The sequence below is a fragment of the Variovorax atrisoli 110B genome, assembly GCF_000382045.1.
Classification (GTDB): Bacteria; Pseudomonadota; Gammaproteobacteria; order Burkholderiales; family Burkholderiaceae_C; genus Variovorax; species Variovorax atrisoli.
The window spans coordinates 12,016-36,711 of record NZ_KB907476.1 but is presented as its reverse complement, the minus strand read 5'-3'; the positions used below and the strand labels follow the sequence as shown (position 1 = coordinate 36,711).

The window sequence follows — 24,696 nt, the reverse complement described above, 5'->3', positions numbered from 1 at the left end:
GAAGCTCGCGAGGTAGCGCACGGCACGGATGTAGGCAGATTGCGTCTTGGGGCCGAGCTTGCGCATGCGCATGTCGTCGAGCAAGCGCTGGCGCAGTGGTGAAACCGCCGGTGTGGAAGGGGTCATGATCGTGCTCCTGTCGAAGAACGAGGCCGATTGCCTCGGTTCTCAACATAGACAGGGGCGCAATGCCTATCCGCACCGCGGCCATTGCGGCGGGCTACCGCGCGAGCGGTTTAGTCCTTGGGCCCTTTGCCGTCTATCGCCACGCCGAAAAGCGGTCGCTCCAAACTGCAGGCGCGGTCAGCAATCAAGAGCAATCCTCGTCCGAAGCAAGCCTCCATCGATCCCTGACCCCGTCCAACAAATCGGTTTACCGCACACGCGACGGCCCAGGCGCACCACCTCCACGTACATGCCGCCCTCATCCAGGTCAACCCTAAGCTTCTTTTCCGTGGAGCACGCTCGCTACCCGGGTCCTTCCGACCTGCGAAAGCCATAGACCGATGCAGGCGGCAGATTCACCCACGTGCTGCCGACCAAGCTCGCTTGCAGTCCGAGTCTGTCCAATGTCTGATCATCGACGGGATTGCGGCAGGCATAGGTGAACTGGAAAAAATCGCCGTCCTGCCTCAGGTGGTCGAAAGACCCCCGCAATATCGCCGAGACCGTCGAAGCGGGCATGCTCAGCAACGGCAGTCCACTGAGCACTGCCCCCACGGAAGCCCCTCGTTTGAAGTCCACGCCGCCTATGTTCGCAGCACTGGTGCAGATCACTCTGGCCTTGGGAAATCGCCGTCGAAGGCGAAGGGCGAAGTCCTCGTTGAACTCGATCAGTGTCAGGTCCTGCTCGCGCACGCCACGTGATAACAGGCTTTGCGTGAAAACGCCGGTGCCAGGACCGAGTTCGACCACATGACCTGTCGCCGGGCCAACGCTGCGCGTCATCATTCGTGCCAGCGCCCTGCCCGACGGCGCGATGGCGCCGACTTTCAAGGGCGAGGCGAGCCATGAACGCAAGAAGACGGCGATGTCGCTCTGCATGGCCCGGCCTCACGCTGCGATAGTCCGACGCGTGGCCTTGCCCTGAGCCGCGGTCGACACGGATGCCCATTGTTCCCATTCGACCAGGCGGGCGGCGTACGCGGCACGCACGGCCGGCATGCCTTCCGTGCCGAGGAAGAACCGGAGCGGCGGATAGGCTGCGTCGACAACCTGCAGCACCGCGTCCGCAGTCGCCCTGGGCTCGCCGAAGTCAATATCGCCGCTGTGCGCAAACACCTGCTGCCTCAACGTCGCATAGGCCTCGGTGCTCTGCGAAAGCCTGAACGATGAAGGGCTTGCGAAGTCGGTTGCGTAGGCCCCCGGCTCGATGAGCGTCACCTTGATCCCGAAAGCTGCGACTTCCTGTGCCAGGCTGTCGTGCAGGGCTTCCAGGGCCCACTTGGACGCGTTATAGAAGCCGGTCATGGGGCCGGCGACCAGGCCGGCCACACTGGACACGCCGAGGATGTGACCGGTACCCTGCCTGCGCAGGAGCGGAAGGACGGCCTGGATGACCCGCAGCGCGCCGAAGAAGTTGGTCTCGAATTCGGCCTTCACTTCCTCGGTCTTCGCCTCTTCGATGGCCCCGACCAGCGCATAGCCAGCGTTGTTCAGAACGACGTCGAGCCGGCCGAAGTGCTCGTGGGCGCGACCCACCGCATCGGCGACCTGCTGGGCGTTGGTCACGTCCAGCGCGAGCGGCAGGACGCGGTCGCCGAATCGCTCGACAAGTCCGCCAAGCGAGATCACGTCCCTTGCCGTCGCGGCAACCTTGTCGCCTCGTTCGAGGGCCGCTTCGGCCCATATGCGACCGAGTCCGCGTGCTGCGCCGGTGATGAACCAGATCTTTTCAGACATTGCTTTTCCTTCTGTCAAAGACGGGGATATGAAAGATGAAAGAGCGCGTGCGGCGATCGAGCTGGTGCCGCAGCCTCTCGCGCGGAGATTGCTTAGGAACTGCTCGCAGCGGCCTGGCGGGAGATCCCGGTGGCCATGCGCATGAAGCCATCGAAGATGCGATCGGACATCAGGCCGCGCAGGAAGATCATCGGCTTCGCACCAAAGCCAACCGCGTAGCGGGTACGCGGCTTCCGGGCGGAGACGGCCTTCGCGATGGTGTCGGCGATCAGCTGAGGAGGCGACTGGCGCTTGCGGCTGGCCTCTCCGACCATCGAGAGCGCCATCGCCTTGGCCTGGCCCGCGTACGCGCCTTTGCCCGAGACCTCGCGAAGCTTGTCGGCGGCAATGTCTGCCCATTCGGTCTTGATGCCCCCGGGCTCAATCACCACGACGTCGATCCCGAAGGGCTGGACCTCCATGCGCAGGCAGTCGCTGATCGCCTCGAGCGCGAACTTGGTGCCGTGATACCAGGCGCCGAGCGGGGTGTAGATCTTGCCGCCCATCGATGTGATGTTGACGATGGTTCCCGAGCGCCGCCGGCGCATGTGTGGCAACACCAGCTGGGTCAGGCGAACCGCACCGAACACGTTGACGTCGAACTGCGCACGAGCCTCTTCGATGGGAACGTCTTCAACGGCGCCGTAGGAGCCATAGCCTGCGTTGTTGACGAGCACGTCGATCATTCCGGACTGGGCAACGATCTCCTGCACGCCGCGGCGCATCGACGCATCGTCGGTGACGTCCATCTGCAGAACCCGGATGCCGACGTCGGCGAGGGGCCGCATCCGGTCGACGCGGCGGGCGGCGGCATACACCGTGTAGCCGAGCGCATAGAGCTTGAGCGCGGTGGCCTCGCCGATACCGGAAGAGGCGCCTGTCACGAGGGCAACTTTTGATGATTCCATGTCGATCCGTCCTTTGCTGGAGCTTGGTTTCGGCGTGTCGTCTCCAACACGCTTTCGATGGAATGAACTTTAGGAAGGAGCCTGCGCCAGCGATCTAGCCAGAGACGCCATGAAGCCTGCAAAGTGCGACACGGAATGCATCGCGCAACGACGGCCGGCCAACAATGCTTTGGCTGAGGCCACGGCTTCCGCTTCCTGCTTGCCGTTTCGGTTCAGTTGGCCGCTTGCAGATAGCTGCGCAGTGCCTTGAGCGTGTCGAATGGCGTCTCGACGGCCGCACGATTGGCCAGCCACTCGGGAATTGCGCCACCGGGCGATGCGTGAATCTGATAGGAGACGCTGACCCCGTCGGCGGTCGGCACCAGCTTCCAATGGCCGTCGGCCTTGGGGATTCGGACTCTGCCTTTGCGCTGCGGCACATAGTTGGGGACGGCCTCGACCCTCACGGTGATGACCTCCCTGTTGGCCTCAGAGGTGCGCGAGTAGGTGAAATGGTACGCACCATCGCGCGGGGAGACAGGCCACGGCGCCTTGTTCTCCAGGTAGTGATATTGCTCCGTGGATGTCGACCTCAGGAGGTCGGAGACCACCACGTCGGGCATCCACTTTTTAAAGGCGCTCGCATCCTTCAAGGTCTGGACGACGCGGTCTGTGCTGGTCTTCAGTTGAACCTCGCCGCGGAACTCGCGCAAGGAGGAATCGGGCACCTCGCGCACGTAGACCTTGATGCCGTCGGCCTCCTTCGCGAGTGACCAGGCCTCTTGCGCAAAGGATGTCTGGCCAGCCAGAAGACCGAGGGCTGCTGCCGCGACCAGGGAAGTACTTTTCATGTTCATGTCGGGTTGACTTCATTCGGATGGAAGGACCTCCACCTTAGGAAAGTCCTCGAATGCGGCCACCGGCAGAAAGTGCCAATGCGAATGCCAACGATGCCAGGTGCGAGCGAAGCGGGCCTATCGTTGCAGTTGCGCCGCGACACACCCGCGCGGAAGCACCGTCTCTGAGCCGGACATCATCGGGCGCCTTCGGTCCATAATTCGAGCCACCGCATGACATGAATGCGGCGGTGTTCCTGAGTGCTCGCATCCGGCCGCACGAGGCGATTCAGGCAGGCTCTCAGAATCGGAATCGCTGCGCGTGCAGCCTCGTAACCCAGCCGCCGCGCGTTCTCCCTCCCCTGGGCATCGTCGATTCCCGCAGGTGCGATGGAAGGAGCGATCACCACATCCGCCTCGACCAGTTCAGCTGCGGCCAACAGGCAACTCTGTGCTTGGCTGACCTTCAGCCACATGGAGAGCACTGAGCCGGATGGATAGCGCGGCCCGTGGCAGTGGTGCCGGAAATCCACGATCCGGAAACGGAGCTTGGGGTGCTGGGTTGCCAAGGTCCGGCGACCCAGCACATGAACTTCAGCGACGGAATCGTCGTCCAGGAGCAACTTCAGGATCTACGTGCCGACCAGCCCGGTTGCACCTGCGAGCAGAACCCTTCGATGCACCGTTGCAGGACTGGACGTGGCCGCATCGCCCTTTCTTGCATTGACCTCTCATCTCGCGAAGCCCCTAGTTCAAGCGCATGGCGTGACGCGCTGTGTCCGCGGTCTGCCCAGTCCATTCCAGGAAGGCGCGATAGAAGGAGTTCGGATCTTCAAACCCGAGAAGGAACGCGATCTCTCCACCAGACAAAGATGTGTTGGCGAGATAGTGCCGTGCCAATTGCTCCCGTGTGCTGTTCACAAGCGTTCGGAAGTTCTCTCCTTCGTCCTCCAGACGGCGCTGCAGCGTCCGCTTGCTCACGGCCAAGCGATTGGCGACTACGTCGATGGTTGCGGTGTTGCTCGGCAGCAGCTCCAGCAGCAGGGCCTTGACCCGGTCCGCCGTGGTTGCCGTGGCGTCGAGTTCGCTAAGGCGTCTGCGCAAGTCGGGCTCGAAGACGTGCCACATCCCCTCGTTGAGCGTCAGAAACGGACGGAGTGCATCGGCGGCCGCAAAGGTGATGCTGGGATGCGGGCCGCGCTTGAGGGGCGTGCCGAAATACGCCTCATACCGCTTGCCATGCGATGCGGTGGGAAGCACCGGCAGTGCGACGCGCTTCGCCTTGATCGGCTCTCGTGTGGCAAGTTGCGCCAATCGAACGAAGAACGCGATCTCGGCGACCTGCAGTGATGGGGGCACGTCGGCCTGCATCGACAGCCATCGCGGCGACAGCGTCAGGTCGCCGTTCTTCCCGACTTCGATCTCGAGGGTCATCGGCGCCACAAGCTGCTTGTACTTCGCCAGGCGCTGCACAGCCTGCATGAGATTGGCGCTGCACAAGGCGGCGAAGATGGGCGGATCGAAAGATTCAGCCGAAACCGCCTCCACGACGCGCAGGGCGAAGACCGGATCTGCAGCCTCGGTCTCGAGGGCCTGCCAGAAGCGGAAATACTCGGGCGTCGACAGGCTCTTCTCCTTGCGAAAGAAGAGGTCCTCGGGCAAGCCTGCGCGTCGCAGCACGAGCTCAGGTCGCACGTTCAGATCGCTCATCAGTGCGCGCCATCCGATGTTCAAGGAGAAGTTTTGGGTGGTCGGCATAAGACTCCTTCCAGCGTTCGCGAGCAGGAAATGCGCTGCGAAACATAGCCGGAAGTTTAGGCACCAGGCGACATCAACGAGCTAGCAATCCGCGCCAATCGACCTGCAAACCGAGCCACCGGATCCCCACGAGGGAAAACTTCTCACGCTGGCCCATGAAGACAAGATCGGCTCGGCTCCTCCCGTACTCAAGGTGCGCTCCTTGGTCCACGCCCAAGGGCATCGACCTACGACGTGATGCACTGGCACAGCTCGCTAGACATTTGGCGTTCGGGGGCGAGACCACCGAAGCCGCGCGGCGCGGCGCGGATCACCGTTTCATACTCGCGCGCCGCGCCCTGTCCCTCCAGAGCCACAGGCCGCTGCTCAACACGATGACAGTGACGCCATCCAGCATCGCCCACAGCAGCTTCAGCGGCAGGCCCCCATAGTCACCGAAATGCAGTGGGCGCGAGAGCTCCAGCGTGCGCAGATACCATGGCATGTGGACGATGGCGCTGAGCGTCCCCGTGCGGGCATCCACCAGGATGGGCTGCAACATGCGCGAGGTGAGCGGCGTATCGCCCGCGGCCCAGACCAGATAATGATGCGCGCTGCCGTACTGGCTGCCGGGCATGAGCATGGTGCTCACATGGGTTCCCGGCAGGGCCTTTTCGGCGATGTGGATGGCAGCGTTGAGCGAAGCCCAATGGCCCGGGATCGGTGGTCCATCCGGAGCATCGGCGCTCAGCCGCAGCGCCAGCGGTCGCACCTGAGTGGCCGTCCATTGGGAGAACAAAGGCTTGGAGAATTGGTTGAAGGCGCCTGTCACGCCCACCAGCAATGCCCAGGCAAGCAGCACTATGCCGAGAAGGTTGTGCAGATCCAGCCAGGCGATGCGCGCGCTGCGCTCCCGGCGCACGGTACCGAACCTGCGGCCCTTCATGAAGGGTGCGTACAGCAGCAGTCCGGAGACATTCGCCAGAATGAAGAGCAACGCCATGACACCCATGAAGATGCCGCCAGCGAGGCCCGCGAACAGGTCGGTGTGCAGTCCGCGCATGATCTGCATGAGCATACCGATGCCGAATCGGCCTTCACCGGCAGCCGCCGCCTGGCCGATGAGTTCGCCGCTGTAGGCGTCATAACGCAGCTTGCGCACGCGGCTGCCCGCGGCCTCCAGCGAGCTTTTCATGCCGATGAGAACGACCGGCGCTTCATCATCGCGCACCACATATTCGGGCCACCCACCCGGATGGCGGCGCAGTGCATCGGCCACAATGGTGTCGATGTCCACGCGGCTCCGCCCGGCCACTTCCTGGGGCACAGGATGAAGCCAGTCATCGATCTCGTCCGAGAACACGAGGGGAAAGCCGGTGAGGCACACCAGCAGCATGGTCATTGTGCAGATCAGACTGGAGACCTTGTGGATCCAGGACCAGCGTTGAAGCGCTTTGGCGGTTATCGTAGCCACGTGGTCAGGCCTTACTGTCTACCAGCATCAATAGCTGGCACGAAGAGTGACCATGACATTGCGCGGCTCGCCCCAAACGCTGTAGAAGCGTGAGGGAACGCGGGCGTAGTAAGCCTTGTCGAAGAGGTTGTTCACGTTGACGGTGGCGAGCAGATTCCTGTTGATGCGGTAGCCCACTTGCGCATCGAACACCGCGTAGCCGCGCTGTGGATCCGCGCCACGGTTGGTGGTGCTCTGTGCACGCACACCCGCGCCCAGGAACCAGCCCCGCAGGTCTTTGTTTTGGAACTCGTAGCGCGTCCACAGCTTGAAGCTGTTGCGCGGCTCCTCGGCCGAGTAGATGGCGCCGAGTTGAGTGGGGTCGTCGATGTAGCGGGTGAGAAGGCGGGTGTAACCGGCATAGATGTCCCAGCCCGGACGGATGCGGCCGGCCACTTCCACTTCCCAGCCTTGGCTGCGCACCTTGCCGCTTGCCACATAAAAGGTCGGGTTGTTTGGATCAGCGATGGCGCGGTTTTCATCATTGATCTGGAAGGCGGCAATCGAGGCGTTCAGTTGCCCGTTCAGGAACACGCCCTTGGAACCAACTTCGAATTGCTTGCCCTCGCGAGGCTTGAGTGCTGCATTGCCCAACGCAAGTTGCGTCTGCGGCTGGAAAATTTCCGTATAGCTGCCGTATACAGAGATGTTCGGCTGTACGTCATACACCAAGCCGACCTGCGGTGTGAACTGAGTGCCAACGCCCGGATCCTTCTGCCACTGGCCGACCGTGGGAAGGATGTTCTGAGAACGGCTCTCATAACGGCTGAGCCGCCCGCCCAACGTCAGGGTCAGCCGATCGGTGAGGTGCGTACGCAACTGGCCGTAGATGCCGGACTGCTCACTGCGGCTATTGGACCCAAACTTGAATGGGATAGGCCGTTCCGGCACTTGGATGTTGCGCAGGTCCACGTCAGGGATCTGCACATTGCCGCTGAGCGAGGTCTGGCGGCGCCAGGCCTGGTTGAAGCCAAGCACGACTTCGTGTTTCATGCCCGCCAGATCGAACTTGCCCGAGATGTTGGCATCGAGACCGCGCCAGAGCGTGTCGCCGTCCTGCGCCTGTAGTGTGTAGCGGGAGTGATAGTTGAAGCCCGGGCCGGGGTTCACGTAGCCATAGCGTGAGTTCCCGTCTACGCTCCGGTCGAGATATACCACCTTGGCTTGCCAGTTGCTGTTGAAGCGGTGGCTCAGCTCGGCAAAGTACTCCCTGGTGGTGTTATCAGCGCCGCTCCAGTCCGTGCCGAAGAAAGTGGAACGAGGCAGGCGAACAAATGAGCCGTCCGCATGGACGCCCACGCCGTAGTCGATGCCGCGGTCATGTCTTTTCTGTGCTGTGGCCGAGAGGGTGAGCAATGTGTCCGGCGTGAGATCGGCTTCGATCACACCGTAGCCCATGAGGCTGCGGTCACGACCCTTGTCCAGAAAAGTGCCATAGCTCTGGCCGGCCAACACGACGCGTCCGCGCACGCTGCCGCTCTCGTTGAGTGGACGAGAGATGTCCAACTCCGAGCGGCCGCGGCCCCATGACCCAGCCGACAGCGTGCCTCCCATGCTGGGCTCTGCGGTAGGACGCTTACGCACCATATTCACCGTGCCGGCAGGACTGCCTGCGCCCTGCAACACGCCAGCAGGACCACGCAGCACTTCGATACGGTCGTACATGGCCAGATCGAACTGGCTGAGATACTGTAGGCCGTTGTTGGCGGGAATGCCGTCATATTGCACGTCCGACTGGTAGCCACGCGCCTGAAAGTAAGCCGTGCCGTCGCCATACGGAAACGTTGTCACACCCACCACTTGACGCAGCGCGTCTTCTACGGTCATTAGGTTCTGGTCTTCAATCTGCTGGCGTGTGACCACGGAGACTGACGCAGGCACCTCCTTCCACGGCACGGGGATCTTGGTACCGACGGTCACTTGACGCGGTGCGTAGCTGCCCGTTCCCTCAGTAGTAGCGCTTGCTTCGGCACTCCCCTGCACCACAACGGTTTTCAGGGTGTAGGCGTCGCCGTGCGCCAGGGCGGGCTGAGCCATGCGCTGCAGCTGCCATGCGCCGCTGACACCACGCACCGCCTTAAGGCCGGTGTTGCCCAGCAGCGTCGCCAGGCCATGCTCGGTGTCGAAACGGCCTTGAAGACCTGCCGTGCTGAGGCCCTCCACCAGCGCGCGCTCGAAGCTGAGCGTGATTCCGGACTGGGTGGCAAAGGCATAGAGCGCAGCGTCAAGCGGACCGGCGGGTAGGTTGAATGCCTGCGCCGTATCCTGGGCGGCACTTTGTGCCGGTGCGACCGCCGTCTGCGCTGCCGCGCTAAGGCTGGACAACGCGCATAGCGCAGCGGACAGTGAAATGGTGTTGAAAGCCTGCTTCAGGCGAACGGGGGCATGGGCCGAAGCCTTACGCGGTGAGGTATGCATGAGAACGTTGCTTCAGGGATTGGCGACGCGCTTTAAAAATCAGCGCTTCATTCCCTTGTCGAAGCAGCTCCGGAAAGGGGCCATGCAAGTCTGCCAAGAGATACGTCAGCGGCCGCGACGCCTCACTTCAGATCCCGTCTTCCCGTTGAGGCGGCAGGTTCAACGTCTTGCCGACAAAATCGGTCATGCAGGAAACCCACCTGGCGATGGGAGAGGCGCCTGTTTTCAGGTGCCTTGCGACCTCGCAGTCAGCGTGACCCAATACCGGGTGCGTTCGCGAATCGCGAGGGAAAGGGATTCCGCAAGCGCTCGCAGTGTGCGGTCTGTATCGTCGAGCTGGAACACGCCAGAGATGCGCAGGTTCGCCACTTCCGGCGCGCAGCCTAGAAAGCCCCGGCGATAGCGGGCGATTTCCGCCGTCAAATCGACCAGCCGCATATCGCGCGCCACCAACACACCATCACGCCAGGCGGCGGCGTTGTCATCCGCAGCCCGTGTGCCACCTGCACGGTGCGCATCGAAATCGGTCTGCATGCCAGCGTGCAATTCCACCGCCTGGCTGGCGTCCGAACGAGCTGGCCGGATACGCACTGCATGCTGCAGAACGGCCACGCGCCAGCGCGCTTCTCGCAGTTCTCTCACCAAGAAGCGTGTACCCAATGCACGCACACGGCCCGCATTCACCACTACTTCCAGTGGAGGCAATGGCAGATCGGAATGCACCGTCTCCACCAGGACTTCACCGGCGACCAGCTCCAACGCGCGCTCGGTGGCGGTGAACCGCACGTTGACGGCGCTGCCCGTGTTGAGCCAGATACGGCTACCGTCAGCCAACGTTTCGGTGCGGCGCTCGCCCACGGCGGTGCGGTATTCGGCTGCCCATTCGCGACCGATGGTGTGCCACATCCACCATGCGAGGGGTGTGGCTAAGGTCGCGGTAAGCACACCACGAACCGCTTGGCGCCTTGCGCGGCCTGCAGCGCTCAGCGTTTTGAGACCCACGTCCTGTGGCACCTGCGCCAAAAGCAGGCGCAGTTCCTGCGCAGCCTGCCAAGCTCGTTCGTGCTCGGGACTGCGATCACGCCAAAGCTTCAAGGCGCGCAGATGGCTCTCATCCAGCTCGCCAGCGTGCTGCAGCACCATCCAGTGTGCTGCTTCCTGGGCCAGCAGGGTCCGCTGCGTGTCCTCGCGTGCGTGCGCGTTCACATCATTGCCGCGATGCAAAGCGCGAATCCTGACTGCATGTCGCGCTTGACGGTGCGTACAGAGATGTTCATGCGGCGCGCGATGTCATCGTAGGTAAGGCATTCCAGCTGCGATAGCAGGAACACCTCGCGCGCACGCGCACCCAGTGCGTCCAGCATCTTGTCGATGCGCTGCAGCGCCTGCAGCACCATGTGGCGGTCTTCGGGTGAACAGGCCAAGGGTTCCGGCTGATGCGCCAGCGCTTCCAGATAGGCGCGCTCCAGTGTCTGCCGACGGAAATGGTCCACCAGCAACCCATGCGCCACTGCACGCAGATAGGCCCTGGGCTCGCGCAGGCCCCCTGGCGCCACCGTGGCTGTACGGGGGCGCATGAACGCCATGAACGCATCCTGCGCCAGATCTGCCGCATGCTGGACATCACCCAGCTTGCGCTGCAGCAATGACTGCAGCCACCCGTGGTGATCGCGGTAGAGCTGCTCTAGGCCGTTGTGCTCAACTGTTTCAGAGGATGAGAGTGCGATGGGCATGGAGCGATCACCATGACATGGCTTACCCAAAAATGAGAATTGTTCTCATTATATCGATGCAAGAGAAAGAGGCGGGTGCCGCCTGGTGCACCACGTCCGCATTCAGCTTGTAAAGCCTCGCGATTGCCGCGGCAGAAGCATCCGGACGCCGGCACGCTGTGCTTGCGACGGGTCGCCTACTTGCACCACATCATCCATTGCGTCCACATAAGTCATCGCGGACGCGCTGCTTGACGACTCTCAGGGAATCAAGACAACTTCACCGTGCACTTGCGATACGGATGCCTGCGGGTCCATGTGACATTCCGCGAACTTCGAAACCTGGAAAACAATGAGCCAATCTCTAAGATGCGCCCACAAGGATGGCCGCTGACGTCGTCAGCGCGTGCTGGCGTGTATCGGCGTAGTGTCGTGTAGACAGTGGACGCTCTGCGGTGCGCGATGACGGCACGGGGTTCACCCTGGTACCGACGAGGAACGGTCAGGGCAGGACCCCGTTGCAACGGTGCGACGTGACAGAGTTTTGTGGCAGATCGGACGCGGCGCGGGTCATCAGTGGGGTGAGTTTCAGCCCTTTGAGAGCAATTCTCTCGCCATCTCTATCGCATGCTCACGTGAAGTAGCAAGAAGTAGAGGGTGGCCCCAGAACTTGGCAAAAAGCACCGCAAATGCCTTCAATCCAAGACGTTTTGCCGAATTGGGTTCGACCAGGATCATTGCCAGAACCAACCTGCGCAATTCGGCCTTGTGCTTTTTCATCCAGAGCGCGGTACGCTTCTTCTGTTCCGGCGAGTGCTCGTGGTCTTCGGCAGGCACGGTGTCGGTCAAGATAACGAATGGCTCCCCGCGCTGCAAATTTGCTTCGAATTCGTCGAAGTCCTTCTGGTGGTCATGACCGACTTCTTGGGTAAGGCTCATCCAGACCAAGGGGAAGTCAGAACTGTTCATCGACATTTGCTGTTTCCTTTGCTTTTAATGCGACGCCAGGTGACCGCGATCGCGGAGACACCGGGCAACGTGATGAAGAACACTGCCGAAAAGGCAATGTGCCAACCGTCGCGCAATCCGTCGGAGATTCCACCGAGGGTATTCAGGACGACGAGCAGGCTGCCGAGGACCAGCGCAGCCCACTGGGCCTTACGGGTTCCGATCAGCGCGAGAAGCACCGTGACGATCCAACAGCCATAGATCGCGGGAAACACCCACAGTACTCCTGGCTCGAATGTGATCGCCGGTTGCGCTCCCTGTGCTCTCACGAAGTCGTTCACGTAAAAGAACAACTGGAAGGCGACAAAAAGCACGGCACCAGCGGCTGTCGTCAACCAGCACAAGGCGATCTTGTTCGGATTGTTCGTGGCCAAGTCCTGGTCGTGGCGTAGGGGGGATTGAAGGAGCATCGGAGCTTTCTCGATCATCAATGGCTGTGTGTCTGCGATCCCAAGGCCTGAAGCATCGGCTGCGAACAAATCAATACCTGTAGTTCAGCGTCACCATCACGTTGCGCGGTGCGCCATAACTCACGGTGTCGAAATCGCCCTTCTGTAGCGCGTATTTCTTGTCGAACACGTTGTTGATGTTGACGGCGACGTTCATCTTTTCGGTGAAGGCGTAACGCGCCACGAGCGACCCCAAGGCATAGGATCCCTGTTCTCCGCCGAGCGAACTGGTTCCCGTGTTGGGCGCCTGGTAGAAGCGGCTTTGCCATCGGACGCCTCCGCCTAGCGTCAACTTGCTCCACTCGCCGGGCAGCTGGTAGATAGTGAAAAGCTGGACCGTGGTCCGAGGTATTTGCGAATTCAAGCGGACGCCATTGCCATCTTGCGCAGTGAAATGGGTGATGCCTGCGTAGATGTTCCAGCCACGCGCCAGCTCGCCCTGCAAGTCCAGTTCGATTCCGCGCGACTTCGTTCCATCAGCACCTCTATAGGCTTGGGCGCCTCCCGGCGTATAGGTGCCTGCAATCATCTGCGCCGCGTTGTCCAGCTCGGTCTCGAACAAAGCAACCGACGCGTTCAGACCCCCATCCACATACGCGCCCTTGAGGCCGATTTCCTTGGTCTTTCCCTTCGACGGCGTGAGCACGTTGCCCTTGCTGTCCCGATAGTCAGTTTGCGGATTGAATATGCCCGTGTAGCTCACATAGGCCGAATAGGTCTTGTCGATGTCGTAGATCAGGCCCGCATACGGAGTGAATTCACCGCTTTTTTTGTAGTGCAACGACGAGCCACCGACGTCGTCGTCGATTTCGTAGTTGCTGAAGCGGCCGCCGACGACGAGTTTCAGAGGCTCTGCCAGCGAGAACCGGGCTGCGCCAAAGACACCGCGCTGCTTGATTCGTGTGCGGGTCGGTATCGAAGCCATGGCGTCGAAGTTGGGGCGGGGAAAGGCTGGGCTCAGTTCATAGACATTCACAGGCGCAAAGCCTGGATAGAACGGAGCGATATCCTCTTGGCTAACCGTGCGGCGCGAACTCGTCGCCCCTACCACCAAGTCGTGCTGACGGCCAAGCAGTTCGAACGGACCGCTCGCCATCACATCGAAGGTGTTTTGACGGCTGCGACCTTCGGATGCCAGCGCTACCGGATAAGCACCGTAGGGGTAGGAGCCCAGTCCCGTGGCGCGATCGGGGCGGCCGATCAGACCGAGCAGTTCGGCATCGTATCCAGTACGGTATTGGTTGGCGACGGCTCGGAGTTTCCAGCCGTTGTCGAAGCGGTGCTCGATCTCAGCGAACGCCGTCTTGAGGGTGTTGTTCCAATGGCTCCAGTCCTGCGCGTAGTTCCTGGAGCGCGAGTATTCCGCCTGCGTGCCGTCGCTGAACCATAGCGGCAACCCTCCCCAGGTGGAGCCCTTCGGCGTGATGTCCTGGTAGTCATAGCCCAGGCTCACCGTCGTGTCTGGCGTCAGATCTGCCTCGACGATGCCGTAGAACGACTTCCTCTGCGGCTTGTAGCCGTCGACGTACGAGTGCCCGTCCTGGTAAGTTCCTACCATGCGCGCGCGGATGCGGCCGTCCCCGGTCAACGGCGTGGAGATGTCGGCCATGCCCCGGTAGGTGTCCCAACTCCCGGCACCGAGCGAGGCAGACGCCGAGAAGTCACGGGTCGGTCGTTTGCGCACCAGGTTGATTGCGGCCGAGGGATTACCAGTGCCGGTCAGCAAACCGGAGCCGCCGCGCACTACCTCGACACGATCGTAGAACGCGGTATCTACGGAACCGATGCCGCTTCCGTTGACGATGTTGCCGACGTCGGTAGGTATGCCGTCGTACTGAACGTTGTTGATCAAGAAACCGCGTGAGTAGAAACTCGTTCGTTCGCTGTCGGACTGATACGCCGAAACGCCTGTCGTGTTCTCCAGCACGCTCTGCACGGAATTCAACTGCTGATCGTCCATGCGCTGGCGCGTAATCACCGTCACCGCCTGCGGTGTCTCCTGCAGGGACAGCGGCAGGTGCGTCGCCGCTGCGGTTTGGCCCGTGGTGTAGGAGCCAGTACTTTCGGTCGTCGCCGCATCCATGCGGCCCGTCACGGTAATGGCCGGCAAGGCTGTCTCATCCTGAGACGTTCCCCCCGGCTTGGTTTGGATCTGCCCTGGCTCAGCGGCGGATGAGCCCTGCGCGCCAATGAAAACCGCCGCCGCGACTGCCGAGCCCAGCACGGTGCGGGACGAACTCCTCTGAGCGGGCTTGCAAAGCACATTCAGATGAGGATGGGCGGCGCCCTCTGTGCGCACATCGACGGGCCAACGGGGCTTTCCAGCAGTTCTGAAGACGGACATCAACAAGACTCATTTGCATTTAGATGCCGTATTTAACGATGAGGACAAAAGGATCGATGGCGAAACTGGGCCAGATTGTTATTCACTTAGGCCAAGTGCGATGACTCCCTACGGAATGGCCGTAATGAAAAATATTTTGGACCGATTTCGCAATGAGGCATCCAATAGGCATGGTTACGCTGTTGCCGATTGTGTTTGCCATGGCTCAGCTCCGCGTCCATGGCCGGCCGAACAAACGCTTTGTTCTTATCGAGGAATCCCTTGTGTCCCCCTTTTGCCGTTGTATGCGGACTCTGCGCAGCCAGTCGGGCGCCTCCCTGACACGGGTAGTCGTTGAGAGAAACGCATGAGTACCGCCGATGGCGCAGTGCTGAATGCGCTGAAGAAGTCCGAGCAATCCTTGAGCACTTACGGTGCCGCCATGCAGCAGCGTCAGGCGCTGATCGAAGCTCGTGACCAGGCTGATCGGGCCTTCCAGTTGGCAGATCAGCGCTACCGCGTCGGATCGATCAGCTACCTTGACGTGATCGTGGCACAGGGCACTTTGATCGACGCAAGATCGCAAATGGCCGACGCCGACCAGTGCGTAGGGTCCGCCCGGGTCGGCGTGTTCAAGGCGCCTGGTGGCGGATGGGAACTGGCCGCGGCGCGTTAGGTTCGACGGGAACCGGCGAGGTGGTGCCTCCACCGTCCCGCCGTGACCGAGCTAGCCATGAGCCACACCGCTTTCGCGTCGCGACAAACGACCGATGTCTGGCATAGCGAAGGAACAATAGATGGACCCCTACGATCACCCACCTCCGATCGTCGACTTGATTGCGTCATTCGGCAACAAGAAGCCGCTAGCAGGCAAGCACAAGATCAAGCACTTTGCGGCAGCCCGTGCGGAGGCCGGATCGCCGACCTCGTCTCAGGAACGACGTTTGACGGCGAAGGGGCTGCGACCGACGAAGGCTCGTGCCAGCGTGTTGAGCACATTGGAGAAAGTCGCCCCGAGCTGTCTGGACGCCAGCCGGATGTATCGCATCCTCAGCACGCAATTCGACAGGCTCTCGGCAGGATCGATTTACCGGGCACTGCATGATTTATGGACTGCTGGATTGTTGGTCCGCACGGAGGGCGCGCGCAGGCGCGCGTTCTACGCAATCAAACCAGAGGCGCTAAACGACCAGTCCGACACACTGCGATGTCAATGTGGCGAACGGCTGGTTTTCATTGAAGACCTGGCGCTACGTGAACACCTGCGATCACGGGCATTCGGCGAGGGCTTCGCTGTCGACGAAGGGTCAATCTTCACGATCACCACGACGTGTGCGAAATGTCGGTAACTCCGCAAGGCAGGATCGCATGCGACGGAGGTTAGGCGGTCGTCCCAGGCCAAGACAGCCTGATCCGGTCAGGATGAGATTTCATCAGGAAGCATGATGCCGGGCACGGACGCAAGCTCGGCGCCGCTCATGCGATCCGAGAGGTATCGTGCTGGAGGCTTGCCCACCGCCTTGCGGAACATCGTCACGAATCCGCTGGCGTTTTCGTACCCGAGCTCCAACGCCACCGTTTGCACGTTCTCACCCTTGGTCAAACGTTGAAGCGCAAGGATCACATGAAGCTGCCGACGCCAGCGCCCGAAGCTCATTCCAATTTCGTGCAGCAGAAGACGGCTCATGCTTCGCTCGCTCATGCCAATGCGAACAGCCCAATCGGCCTTCGAAGTCTTGTCGGTGGGGTCGGCCAGCATCATTTCCGCGAGACGACGCAATCGGGGGTCGCGCGGCATTGGCAGATGCAGATCTTCCACCGGCGCTGCCGCCAACTCATCGAGCAACGCGGCAATCAGCCGGTCTTCCCGCCCCCCCAGTGCGTATAGCTCAGCAAAACCGGCCACCTTCAGCAGCAACTCGCGTAGCAACGGCGATACCGAAATCGTGCAGCAGGTTTTCGGAAGGTCTGGCGCGGCATCTGGCTCGACGAAGAGGCAATAGCATTCCGTTTCACCCGCCCCTCGGGCCGCGTGCGGCAAGTCTCCCGGGATCCATATGGCGCACTGCGGCGGAACGATCCAAACGCCGTCTTCGATCTCGCAGTTGAGGATGCCGCGCACGGAGTAGATCAGTTGAGCCTTGCGGTGCTGATGCCTCGCGTTTTCCCAGCCCTGTGTCACCGAAGTGGCACTCAGAGCAACAACGGGTCTAGGGACGTTGTCGACATCCTTGGGCACAGTGAAATCCACGATGGCGACGCTCGACATGGTGCGTGTTGATATCTGCAAGGAAGAGGAAGGGTGTCCTATTTGAAAAATATTATGGGAAACTTTCGCAAATTCGTCTAGGTATTCGATATCGCGAGGTTGCGCACCGCCGCCTTGCTTGCGCTATGGGCGCTCACTGGGACGCAGGTGGTGCGGGCGCTAGGGATGCCCACCTCTGCACAAGCTGCTGGAGGGCGTGCGTCGAGAAATACAAGCGGCGCCCCATATATCTGCAATCAATTCATTCGATGGTGAGTACCTCGACACATGCGAGGAAGCAGTGGCGTGACCGCGTGCGCAGAGCACGAGCGAATTACGAATCGCTGTCGCCCGCTCCGCTAGCTGTAGATGCAAGAGCAACAGCTCGCCGATTCATCGACGAGCTCTAGGCTGCTACGCCAATTGAGCCAAGCGGTATTCACAAAGGCCAAGAGTGATGCCAAGCTCGAGCAACTTGTGGTGCAAGAAGTACGATTGCCGTCGTAGCGTCTCGTGTCGGCCAGCGGGGCCCGCTCTTCCTGCAACACCGTCCCAACGCTCAGTGGCGCCGTCGATGGGCCCTGAGCCGATCCAGGGCGCTGACGACGACGGGCGGCTCTCCAACTCGACCGCCGCGATCACTGCATCCAAGCCGGCCATCAACAAGATGGCCAGCGAGTGGTCGCAGGCGACCTGGTGCAGCCGATCGCGGTGTAACAGCTGCGACGCTTCAGGCATGTCCACGAAGGTGCGCCGTTCCTCAGGGTTCCGGCTTGCGCTGTACCAGCAGGATATTGTGCTGCCAGTCATAGCTGGCGCCCCGGGGAATCGCTAAGGCCGCGGGCCCGCGGTGCACATTTTGGTTGAAGTTCGCCGCTATCGCGGCGGTCTCCCCTGGCGCTGCTGACGCTGACATCCCCATCGGCGTGGTGCAGCCGTTCACCGGGGCCAGCGTCCGGATTGGCATCCCAGTAAAGAACGAGGTCGTGATCTGGCCCAAGACCGTTGCTGACGGCAGCCCTTTTCTCTCCTTCTGTGCCGGCGACTTCGACCCTCGAGGCGAAGGTGGCTTGCGGCGGATCGGCCAGTACTTTCATCGACAGTGCAGCAGGCCGGATATCCCGATCACCTTGCTGCACTTTCACGCGGAGGCGACTGGGTGATCGATCGACACACCCAGCACATCCTCCGCCAAGTGTTCAAGCAGTCGAATTGTCCACTCGATCACCTCGGTCTCGCTAAGTGCCTTGTCGGCAAGCCAGCCAAGCACCAGCTGGTCATGAAAGCCTATCCAGGCGCGCAGGGACACCCGCATGCGTTTGGTCGGCCGGGCAATGCCCAGCACAGCCATCACCTGATCGATGGCTTTGCCGCGTGATTCTTCCCAGATCTTCGCGATGGAGTTGCTGAGCGCCGCATTGGACGAGCGAGCCCGAAAGATCGCATCCCCCTCCCTCTGCTTGACGGCACGCATGTGCGCGCGCAGGAACGATGTGATCCGCTGGCGCGCGGTGTCACCGCGAAACGATGTCAGCTGTGCCTCGTCCATTCGCGCCGCAGCTACGCGGCTGACCTCGGCATAGAGCTCTTCCATCGAACCGAAGTGATGGAACAGAAGCCCGTGAGCCACACCGGCTTCCCGCGCGATCTCCGACGCCGGCACGTCTAGAAACCCCCGGCTGGCGAACAGTCGCTCGGCGGCCGCCAGCACTCGCTGCTTGCCGGTGGGTGGCTTTGCCGCGCCTGGCCGCGCAGACCGCGGTCGCGGCGAATCAAGGGGTTCGTTCATGCAAGAAATCATATCCCCGTGCCTGGCGGCCAAACCGCCACCGCCCCCGGGAAAACCACAACACCAGAGACGCGACAGACTCTTAAACTGATTGACAGTCAGTCAATTTTGTTCGAATCCAGATGATTTCAGATGCATCACCTACCGGCTCAGAGCGCTTCGACGTGCTCGTCGTAGGCGGTGGCCCCTGCGGCCTGGCCGCAGCCATCGCGCTGGGGCGCTGCGGCGTCAAGACCTTGCTGGTCGAGAAGCATCCTTCCACCTCGTTTCACCCACGCGGCCACGTGGTGAGCGCGCGGACCATGGAAATCCTGCGGACCTGGGGTCTGGAGGAAGCGGTGCGCTCTCGGGGGATTCCTCACGATCGCAACCAGGGCATCGCGTTCGTGCGCTCCCTGGTCGGCGAGCTCATCGGAGAGATCCGTACCTTCGCGGATCCGCTGCGCAACCGGCTCGCCGAGACGCACGGCCCGAGCGCCAAGACCTCCTGCCCCCAGGATGCCTTCGAGCCTGAACTGCTGCGCGGCGCGCAGGGCCTGCCTTCGGTGACACTGCGTTTCGGCACGCGCGTGGACGCGCTCGGCCAGGATGCGCACGGCGTGCACGCCACCGTCGAGATGCCCGACGGCGAACGCCGGCAGGTGCACGCGCGGTACGCCATTGCCGCCGACGGCGCCCGCGGTGCGCTGCGCGAACAACTCGGCATCGGCATGAGCGGCGCCGGCGTGCTAGGCGATCAGATCGGCGTCTACTTCGAGGCCGATCTCTGGCGGTGGGTGGCGCAGCGTCCCAACCTGCTCTGGTGGATCTACAACCCACGGACCGTCGGCGTGCTGATTGCCCTGGACGGGCGTCGCCGCTGGACCTACAACTTCGGCTACGACCCCGCGAAGAGCGCTCCGGAGGACTTCACCCCCGAGCGTTGCGCGCAGATTGTGAAGGCCGCCGTCGGCGCTGCCGACCTCGACCTGAGCGTGCGCGACGTTCGTGTGTGGCGCATGCAGGCGCGTGTGGCCGAGTCGCTACGCGCCGGACGCGTGTTCCTGGCCGGCGACGCTGCCCATCCGCTGCCACCCACAGGGGGCCAGGGCATGAACACGGCCATCGGCGACGTGCACAACCTGTGCTGGAAGCTGGCCCTGGTGGTCAACGGCGTGGCCCCTGATGCACTGCTTGACACCTACGGCGAAGAACGGCTGCCCGTCATTCGCTTCAATGTCGAGCAGAGCGTGCGCAACGCCAGGAACATGGAGGCCAGTGGCCTGGGCGGCATTCTCAAGACGCACGAGGATTTCCGGGAGGACGACATCGCTCGCATGCGAGAGGCGATCCCCGCGCAGCGCGAGCACTTCGACTATCCCGGCCAGACCTACGGCTACAGCTACCGCTCGACGCTCGTCTTCGATGACGGCAGCGTGGCCGCACCGACCGAGGTCCACAGCTACCGCCCGTCAGCCATGCCGGGCGCACGTGCCCCGCACTGCTGGCTGCGTTGCCCGCAAGGCAGCGACCTCTCCACGATCGACCTGTTCAAGGATCTGAATTTCACTCTGCTCGCGGGCCGTCTCGGCCAGCGGTGGCGAGCTGCCTTCCGCCAGATCGCCACCGAAGCGGGCCTGGCGGCGCAGGCCTTCGTGGTCGGGGCGCAGGGCGACCTGATCGACAACCTGGGCGCCTTCCAGGACCTGTACGGCATTAGCGCCGACGGCGCCGTGCTGGTGCGTCCCGACGGGCACGTCATGTGGCGCTCCTGCGGAGGTCACGAGTCCCCCCACGACGTCTTGCGCAATGTGCTTGCCTCCGTGGTCGGCAGCAGCCAGCGCCTGGGCACGCCACTGCCCCTGGCGTCCTGACCTCCAAGGACAAAGGAAACCGCCATGAGTCTTCTGCAGCCTTCCCCGTCGCCGCGCCGAATGGCGCACATCGCGCTTCGCACCAATCGCCTGCAAGCGATGACGCAGTGGTATTGCAAGGTGCTGGGCGCACACGTGGCCTACGGCTCCGGCAAGGTCGCCTTCCTGACCTACGACGACGAGCACCACCGCATCGCGTTGCTGGCCCTGGACGACTATCCGCAGCGACCGCAGCAGGTCACGGAGGGCTACTTCCATACGGCCTTCGCCTACGGGTCGCTCGGCGACCTGTTGGGCACCTACAAGCGGCTGCAGGGCCTCGGCATCGAGCCGCACCGCACGATCAATCACGGGCCGACCGTGTCGCTGTACTACCTCGATCCTGACGGCAACCAGATCGAGCTGCAGGTCGACAGCTTTCCCGACGCCGAAGCCACCAATGCGTGGATGCGCAGCGAGGCCTTCAGCCGCAATCCGATCGGCATCGAGTTCGACGCGGAAGACATGCTCGCCAAGCTGCGCGCAGGCGTACCGGAAGTGGAGTTGATGCGCCGTCCTGACAGTGTGTAAGAAGGTCCCGACCAACATGGAGACAAAGAGATGCTGAAACCTGTGATCAGGCGAATGGCAGGTTGTGGCCTGCTGGCCCTCGCCTGTTGCGCGGCGCCCGCCACCGCGCAACAGGCCAGGACGACCATGATCCTGCCGGCCGTGTCGGTGCTGTTCGCACCGGTCTACATCGCCCAGGACGCTGGGTACTTCAAGGAAGCAGGCGTGGACGTCGAGCTCGGATTGCTGGCGGGTCCGACCGCCCTCAACGCGCTCATAGGCGGCAGCGCCGACTTCACGACCCTTGCTGGCCTGATCCAGGTCCGCGCCGCACAGCGCGGCCAGAAAACCCTGGCGATCGCGGGCCTGCAGGAAAAAGCCACCACCGAGATCGTGCTCGGTGCGAGCACGGCCGAGAAACTGGCCGGCGCACGCACGCCCACGGAGCGTGCCAAGGCGCTCAAGGGCCTGACGCTGGCGGTCGATGCAGCCAACGGCCTGCCGCACGCCTTCCTTCGCTATGCCGCCCGTCAGGGAGGCTTGGACGCCGACCGGGACGTCCGGCTCGTCTTCATGGCGCCCACCGGGATGGATGCCGCCCTGCAGCGCAAGGAGATCGACGGGTTCGTTTTCTCCAGCCCGTTCACGCTCGAGTCGGTCCGGCGCGGCGCTCAGCTGTGGATCAGTGGACCGCGGGGCGACCTCCCCGACCTGGACCCCACGGCGTACAACGTGCTGGTGGCACGCGACGGCTACTGCACCACCGCGCCCGGCACCTGCAAGGCCGTCGTCGCGGCACTGGCGCGGGCGATGGCGCTGCTGGCGAACGAGCCCGGGCAGGCACTGGCGGTGCTGTCCAGGCGATTCGACAAGATGGACCCCGCGTTGCTACAAGACGCCTTTGAGACGTTCCGCCGCAACGCGCCGCCGCGCCCAATGCCGATGGCGCAGTCGTTCAGCCACACGGTCGACACGATGTTCGGTCCGGCCGACGACAAGGGCGCGCTCAAGACCCTGGTCAAGGGCCTGTACAGCGATGAATACGTCGCGGCCGCCAAGAAGCAGTAGTCGGTCCGAACCATGCGCCATCCTTGGATCGATCGCACGCTGCTGGGTGCGGCACTGCTGGCGGCCTGGCAGCTTGCCGCACAGACCTGGGATCCCTACTGGATCAGTTCGCCCCTGCTGGTGCTCGAACGCGGGTACGACATGGTCTCGACGGGCGATCTGTGGTTTCACGCCCGCTTCACCGTGGGCGAGGCGCTCGGCGGCTTCGCGCTGGGTACCGTGCCGGCGTGCCTGCTCGCGATGCTGCTGCGTCGGCACCCTAGGGCGGAAGCTGGCGTGCTGGCGATCTGCGGTCTCGGCTATGCCTTGCCGAAAACCGCGCTGGTCCCGCTGTTCATCCTCTGGCTGGGCGTCGGGCCCGGCGCCAAGGTGGCACTGGTGGCCTCGGCCGTCTTCTTCATCGTGTTCTACAGCACGCTGCGGGGTGTCAAGGCCGTCAGCCCACACCTGCTCATGACAGCGCGTGTGCTCGGCGCCACCGAGAGCCAAGTGCTGCGCCAGGTGGTCTGGCCGTCGGTAGTTCCCTATGTCTTCGGGGGACTGCGGGTGGCCCTCCCGTACGCCGTTGCAGGTGCGATCGTCGGCGAAATCATCTCGTCCAACCGCGGCCTGGGCTACCTGGCCCAGTACGGTGCGATGGACTTCGACACCACGCTGATCTTCGTTGCACTGGCAACGGTCATGTCGCTGGTGCTGCTTATCAACGCGGGCGTCGAGTTCGCACAGAAGAGGCTTCTGCAGTGGCAATCGGAACCATCGCAAGACAGCGCGACGACGATCGGCAGCTAGCCGGTACGCTGCCGCTGCATCCCCCGGCGCTGCTGGCATTGCGCAGCCTCGGCGTCTCCTTCGCTGACGCCGGTGCGCCGGAACGACGCTGGATTCTGAAGGACATCGACCTGGCGGTGGCGGAAGGCGAGTTCGTCACGGTCATGGGCGCGTCGGGCGCTGGCAAGTCCACGCTGCTCAGCGTGATCGCTCAAACGCTCGCGCCGAGTACGGGACAGGTCGTCTTCAAGGATCAGGTCGTCGCCGGCGCGGGGCACGAGGCGCAACCGGGCTGCCATCGGCAGATCGGCTTCGTGACGCAGGACGACAACCTCCTGCCCTGGCGCACCGTATGGCAGAACCTGTTGTTTCCGCTCACGCTGTCGGGCAAGCCGTCACCTGCGCAACTGGAGCACGCGCGCCAGCTACTGGAGCAGGTCGGCCTGGCAGGCTGGGCCGACCACTACCCGCATCAGCTGTCGGGCGGGATGCGCAAACGCGCGGCGTTGGCACGCACCCTGGTCTACGACCCTCCGGTGGTTCTGATGGACGAACCCTTCGGCGCGCTGGACGCGGAGACGCGTGCGCAGCTGCAGGCCGACCTGCTGCGGCTGTGGGAGATACGGCGCAAGACCATCCTGTTCGTCACGCACGACATCAACGAGGCGATCGCGCTCGCGGACCGCGTGGTGGTGTTGGCCGGCTCCCCGGGCCGCGTCGAGCTTCAGCGGCGCATCCGCATCCCACGTCCGCGCGACCCCGAGCTGATCTTCAAGGCGCCCGATTTCGCGGCCCACTACGACGCGATCCGCAACTGCCTTCGCAAGGTGCCGCACCCATGACCGCCGACTGCCGTCTGTGGCCGTCGAGGATGGCCGGCCTGGCCATCTTCCTCGCGTGCTGGCAAGTCGCCGGGCTGGTCGTGGGCGACTACTGGATGCCGGGGCCGGCGCAGGTGGCACAGCGGCTCTGGGCTGAACTGACAGCAGGCAGCCTGCTGCGCGACCTCTGGGCCACGGGCCGGCTGGTACTCGTGGGGACGCTGGGCGGCACGGTCCTGGGCATTGGCCTGGCCTGCCTGCTGCGGCTGCTGCCGCGCCTCGACAGCATGCTCCAGCCGTTCATCACGGCCCTCATGAGCTTGCCCAAGCTCGGCCTCGTGCCGCTGCTGGTCCTGTGGTTCGGCACGGGCCTGGCCCCTCAACTTCTGCTGGTGGTCCTGACGGTGCTCTTCATCGTCTTCGCCATCGCCTACGCCGGCCTGATCACCGTGAATCGCCAACTTCTCATGACGGCGCGCGTGTTCGGCGCCAGCGCGCTGCAGCTGACGCGGTTCATCGTCCTGCCGACCTTGTGGCCCTTCGTGCTGACCGGCTTGGAAGTGGCACTGCCGTGGGCGCTCAGCGCCGCGCTGGTGGCGGAATTTCTCTCGGCCAAGGTGGGCGTGGGCCATGCCATCGACCAAGCCCGCCAGGTGCGCGATTCCGTCGGCGTCTTCTATGGCATTGCCGCGGCGACCGCTATCGTCCTTGTCTGCAACGCCGCGCTCGCGCTCGCGCGGCGCCTCACCCTGAAGATCCAACCGGAGCATTGACCC

General features: G+C 62.9%; 24 protein-coding genes and 1 pseudogene. 9 read left to right on the top strand and 16 right to left on the bottom strand.

Translation table 11 applies throughout. The annotated features are described in order from the left end of the window. The 14 genes and pseudogenes from G369_RS39650 to G369_RS0134395 form a co-directional block, all read right to left on the bottom strand. Window positions 1–126 (bottom strand): annotated as a pseudogene (locus tag G369_RS39650) (integrase); the annotation flags it as partial. 342 nt (window positions 127–468) lie between these two features. Beyond that, a complete protein-coding gene (locus G369_RS0134455; protein WP_019658628.1) occupies window positions 469–1,044 on the bottom strand; it encodes a class I SAM-dependent methyltransferase in 576 nt (191 codons plus the stop codon). A gap of 9 nt (window positions 1,045–1,053) precedes the next feature. Then, a complete protein-coding gene (locus G369_RS0134450; RefSeq protein WP_019658627.1) occupies window positions 1,054–1,902 on the bottom strand; it encodes an SDR family NAD(P)-dependent oxidoreductase in 849 nt (282 codons plus the stop codon). A 92-nt stretch (window positions 1,903–1,994) separates the two neighbouring features. Next, on the bottom strand, window positions 1,995–2,849 hold the full coding sequence (locus tag G369_RS0134445) for an oxidoreductase (protein WP_019658626.1): 855 nt from the start codon (window positions 2,847–2,849) through the stop codon (window positions 1,995–1,997). A 212-nt stretch (window positions 2,850–3,061) separates the two neighbouring features. Beyond that, a complete protein-coding gene (locus G369_RS0134440; RefSeq protein ID WP_019658625.1) occupies window positions 3,062–3,685 on the bottom strand; it encodes an START domain-containing protein in 624 nt (207 codons plus the stop codon). A gap of 176 nt (window positions 3,686–3,861) precedes the next feature. Beyond that, on the bottom strand, window positions 3,862–4,287 hold the full coding sequence (locus G369_RS36845; protein ID WP_019658624.1) for a hypothetical protein: 426 nt from the start codon (window positions 4,285–4,287) through the stop codon (window positions 3,862–3,864). 124 nt (window positions 4,288–4,411) lie between these two features. Then, window positions 4,412–5,422 (bottom strand): AraC family transcriptional regulator, encoded by a 1,011-nt coding sequence (locus tag G369_RS0134430; protein ID WP_019658623.1) that lies wholly within the window; start codon window positions 5,420–5,422, stop codon window positions 4,412–4,414. A gap of 310 nt (window positions 5,423–5,732) precedes the next feature. Next, the gene (locus G369_RS36840; protein WP_099047503.1) at window positions 5,733–6,803 is read right to left on the bottom strand and encodes a PepSY-associated TM helix domain-containing protein; all 1,071 of its coding nucleotides are present in this window, start codon (window positions 6,801–6,803) and stop codon (window positions 5,733–5,735) included. Window positions 6,804–6,902: 99 nt separating this feature from the next. Next, on the bottom strand, window positions 6,903–9,332 hold the full coding sequence (locus G369_RS0134420; RefSeq protein ID WP_020723465.1) for a TonB-dependent siderophore receptor: 2,430 nt from the start codon (window positions 9,330–9,332) through the stop codon (window positions 6,903–6,905). A 225-nt stretch (window positions 9,333–9,557) separates the two neighbouring features. Next, complete coding sequence (locus G369_RS0134415; RefSeq protein WP_157773873.1) at window positions 9,558–10,556, bottom strand: FecR domain-containing protein; 999 nt, start codon at window positions 10,554–10,556, stop codon at window positions 9,558–9,560. Beyond that, the gene (locus tag G369_RS0134410; protein ID WP_019658618.1) at window positions 10,535–11,065 is read right to left on the bottom strand and encodes a sigma-70 family RNA polymerase sigma factor; all 531 of its coding nucleotides are present in this window, start codon (window positions 11,063–11,065) and stop codon (window positions 10,535–10,537) included. The genes G369_RS0134415 and G369_RS0134410 overlap by 22 nt, the downstream gene beginning before the upstream one ends. A 567-nt stretch (window positions 11,066–11,632) precedes the next feature. After that, window positions 11,633–12,019: a hypothetical protein gene (locus G369_RS0134405; RefSeq protein WP_019658617.1), complete on the bottom strand. Its 387-nt coding sequence runs from the start codon at window positions 12,017–12,019 to the stop codon at window positions 11,633–11,635. Beyond that, window positions 12,010–12,531, bottom strand: a complete 522-nt coding sequence (locus G369_RS0134400; RefSeq protein WP_244164429.1) for a hypothetical protein — start codon at window positions 12,529–12,531, stop codon at window positions 12,010–12,012. The genes G369_RS0134405 and G369_RS0134400 overlap by 10 nt, the downstream gene beginning before the upstream one ends. Window position 12,532: 1 nt before the next feature. After that, window positions 12,533–14,845, bottom strand: a complete 2,313-nt coding sequence (locus tag G369_RS0134395; RefSeq protein ID WP_080647984.1) for a TonB-dependent siderophore receptor — start codon at window positions 14,843–14,845, stop codon at window positions 12,533–12,535. A gap of 346 nt (window positions 14,846–15,191) precedes the next feature. Here G369_RS0134395 and G369_RS0134390 point away from each other — a divergent pair, with 346 nt between their 5' ends. After that, window positions 15,192–15,500 carry a TolC family protein gene (locus G369_RS0134390; protein ID WP_019658614.1) on the top strand — a complete coding sequence of 103 codons (309 nt, stop codon included), beginning with the start codon at window positions 15,192–15,194 and terminating at the stop codon, window positions 15,498–15,500. A 121-nt stretch (window positions 15,501–15,621) separates the two neighbouring features. After that, window positions 15,622–16,173, top strand: a complete 552-nt coding sequence (locus G369_RS37995; protein WP_020723463.1) for a Fur family transcriptional regulator — start codon at window positions 15,622–15,624, stop codon at window positions 16,171–16,173. Window positions 16,174–16,241: 68 nt separating this feature from the next. Here the strand turns inward: G369_RS37995 and G369_RS0134375 are convergent, their stop codons facing one another. Beyond that, entirely contained in the window at window positions 16,242–17,093 is an 852-nt protein-coding gene (locus tag G369_RS0134375) for an AraC family transcriptional regulator (RefSeq protein WP_019658613.1), read from the bottom strand. 842 nt (window positions 17,094–17,935) lie between these two features. Here G369_RS0134375 and G369_RS0134365 point away from each other — a divergent pair. Further along, window positions 17,936–18,235 (top strand): hypothetical protein, encoded by a 300-nt coding sequence (locus G369_RS0134365; RefSeq protein ID WP_019658611.1) that lies wholly within the window; start codon window positions 17,936–17,938, stop codon window positions 18,233–18,235. Here the strand turns inward: G369_RS0134365 and G369_RS0134360 are convergent. Next, window positions 18,214–18,861: a TetR/AcrR family transcriptional regulator gene (locus tag G369_RS0134360; protein ID WP_157773872.1), complete on the bottom strand. Its 648-nt coding sequence runs from the start codon at window positions 18,859–18,861 to the stop codon at window positions 18,214–18,216. The two genes, G369_RS0134365 and G369_RS0134360, sit on opposite strands and share 22 nt — an antisense overlap. A 122-nt stretch (window positions 18,862–18,983) precedes the next feature. Between G369_RS0134360 and G369_RS0134355 the strand changes: the two genes are divergently transcribed. From G369_RS0134355 to G369_RS0134330, 6 genes are read left to right on the top strand one after another with little or no spacing between them, the layout of a single operon-like run. After that, on the top strand, window positions 18,984–20,714 hold the full coding sequence (locus G369_RS0134355; protein ID WP_038116870.1) for an FAD-dependent monooxygenase: 1,731 nt from the start codon (window positions 18,984–18,986) through the stop codon (window positions 20,712–20,714). Window positions 20,715–20,738: 24 nt separating this feature from the next. Continuing rightward, complete coding sequence (locus tag G369_RS0134350; RefSeq protein WP_038116868.1) at window positions 20,739–21,284, top strand: VOC family protein; 546 nt, start codon at window positions 20,739–20,741, stop codon at window positions 21,282–21,284. A 30-nt stretch (window positions 21,285–21,314) separates the two neighbouring features. Further along, complete coding sequence (locus tag G369_RS0134345; protein ID WP_080647982.1) at window positions 21,315–22,331, top strand: ABC transporter substrate-binding protein; 1,017 nt, start codon at window positions 21,315–21,317, stop codon at window positions 22,329–22,331. A 12-nt stretch (window positions 22,332–22,343) separates the two neighbouring features. Then, the gene (locus tag G369_RS0134340) at window positions 22,344–23,120 is read left to right on the top strand and encodes an ABC transporter permease (RefSeq protein ID WP_019658606.1); all 777 of its coding nucleotides are present in this window, start codon (window positions 22,344–22,346) and stop codon (window positions 23,118–23,120) included. Then, window positions 23,072–23,941 (top strand): ABC transporter ATP-binding protein, encoded by an 870-nt coding sequence (locus G369_RS36835; protein ID WP_080647981.1) that lies wholly within the window; start codon window positions 23,072–23,074, stop codon window positions 23,939–23,941. Before G369_RS0134340 ends, G369_RS36835 begins: the two co-directional genes overlap by 49 nt. Then, complete coding sequence (locus G369_RS0134330; protein ID WP_019658604.1) at window positions 23,938–24,693, top strand: ABC transporter permease; 756 nt, start codon at window positions 23,938–23,940, stop codon at window positions 24,691–24,693. Before G369_RS36835 ends, G369_RS0134330 begins: the two co-directional genes overlap by 4 nt. Window positions 24,694–24,696: the final 3 nt, after the last annotated feature.

Bases quoted from the DNA above. Each gene is read 5' to 3' on its own strand.
- G369_RS0134455 (WP_019658628.1), bottom strand. From the start codon at position 1,044: ATGCAGAGCGACATCGCCGTCTTCTTGCGTTCATGGCTCGCCTCGCCC.
- G369_RS0134450 (WP_019658627.1), bottom strand. From the start codon at position 1,902: ATGTCTGAAAAGATCTGGTTCATCACCGGCGCAGCACGCGGACTCGGT.
- G369_RS0134445 (WP_019658626.1), bottom strand. From the start codon at position 2,849: ATGGAATCATCAAAAGTTGCCCTCGTGACAGGCGCCTCTTCCGGTATC.
- G369_RS0134440 (WP_019658625.1), bottom strand. From the start codon at position 3,685: ATGAACATGAAAAGTACTTCCCTGGTCGCGGCAGCAGCCCTCGGTCTT.
- G369_RS0134430 (WP_019658623.1), bottom strand. From the start codon at position 5,422: ATGCCGACCACCCAAAACTTCTCCTTGAACATCGGATGGCGCGCACTG.
- G369_RS36840 (WP_099047503.1), bottom strand. From the start codon at position 6,803: ATGACCATGCTGCTGGTGTGCCTCACCGGCTTTCCCCTCGTGTTCTCG.
- G369_RS0134420 (WP_020723465.1), bottom strand. From the start codon at position 9,332: ATGCATACCTCACCGCGTAAGGCTTCGGCCCATGCCCCCGTTCGCCTG.
- G369_RS0134410 (WP_019658618.1), bottom strand. From the start codon at position 11,065: ATGCCCATCGCACTCTCATCCTCTGAAACAGTTGAGCACAACGGCCTA.
- G369_RS0134405 (WP_019658617.1), bottom strand. From the start codon at position 12,019: ATGTCGATGAACAGTTCTGACTTCCCCTTGGTCTGGATGAGCCTTACC.
- G369_RS0134395 (WP_080647984.1), bottom strand. From the start codon at position 14,845: ATGTCCGTCTTCAGAACTGCTGGAAAGCCCCGTTGGCCCGTCGATGTG.
- G369_RS0134390 (WP_019658614.1), top strand. From the start codon at position 15,192: ATGAGTACCGCCGATGGCGCAGTGCTGAATGCGCTGAAGAAGTCCGAG.
- G369_RS37995 (WP_020723463.1), top strand. From the start codon at position 15,622: ATGGACCCCTACGATCACCCACCTCCGATCGTCGACTTGATTGCGTCA.
- G369_RS0134375 (WP_019658613.1), bottom strand. From the start codon at position 17,093: ATGTCGAGCGTCGCCATCGTGGATTTCACTGTGCCCAAGGATGTCGAC.
- G369_RS0134360 (WP_157773872.1), bottom strand. From the start codon at position 18,861: ATGAACGAACCCCTTGATTCGCCGCGACCGCGGTCTGCGCGGCCAGGC.
- G369_RS0134355 (WP_038116870.1), top strand. From the start codon at position 18,984: ATGATTTCAGATGCATCACCTACCGGCTCAGAGCGCTTCGACGTGCTC.
- G369_RS0134350 (WP_038116868.1), top strand. From the start codon at position 20,739: ATGAGTCTTCTGCAGCCTTCCCCGTCGCCGCGCCGAATGGCGCACATC.
- G369_RS0134345 (WP_080647982.1), top strand. From the start codon at position 21,315: ATGCTGAAACCTGTGATCAGGCGAATGGCAGGTTGTGGCCTGCTGGCC.
- G369_RS0134340 (WP_019658606.1), top strand. From the start codon at position 22,344: ATGCGCCATCCTTGGATCGATCGCACGCTGCTGGGTGCGGCACTGCTG.
- G369_RS0134330 (WP_019658604.1), top strand. From the start codon at position 23,938: ATGACCGCCGACTGCCGTCTGTGGCCGTCGAGGATGGCCGGCCTGGCC.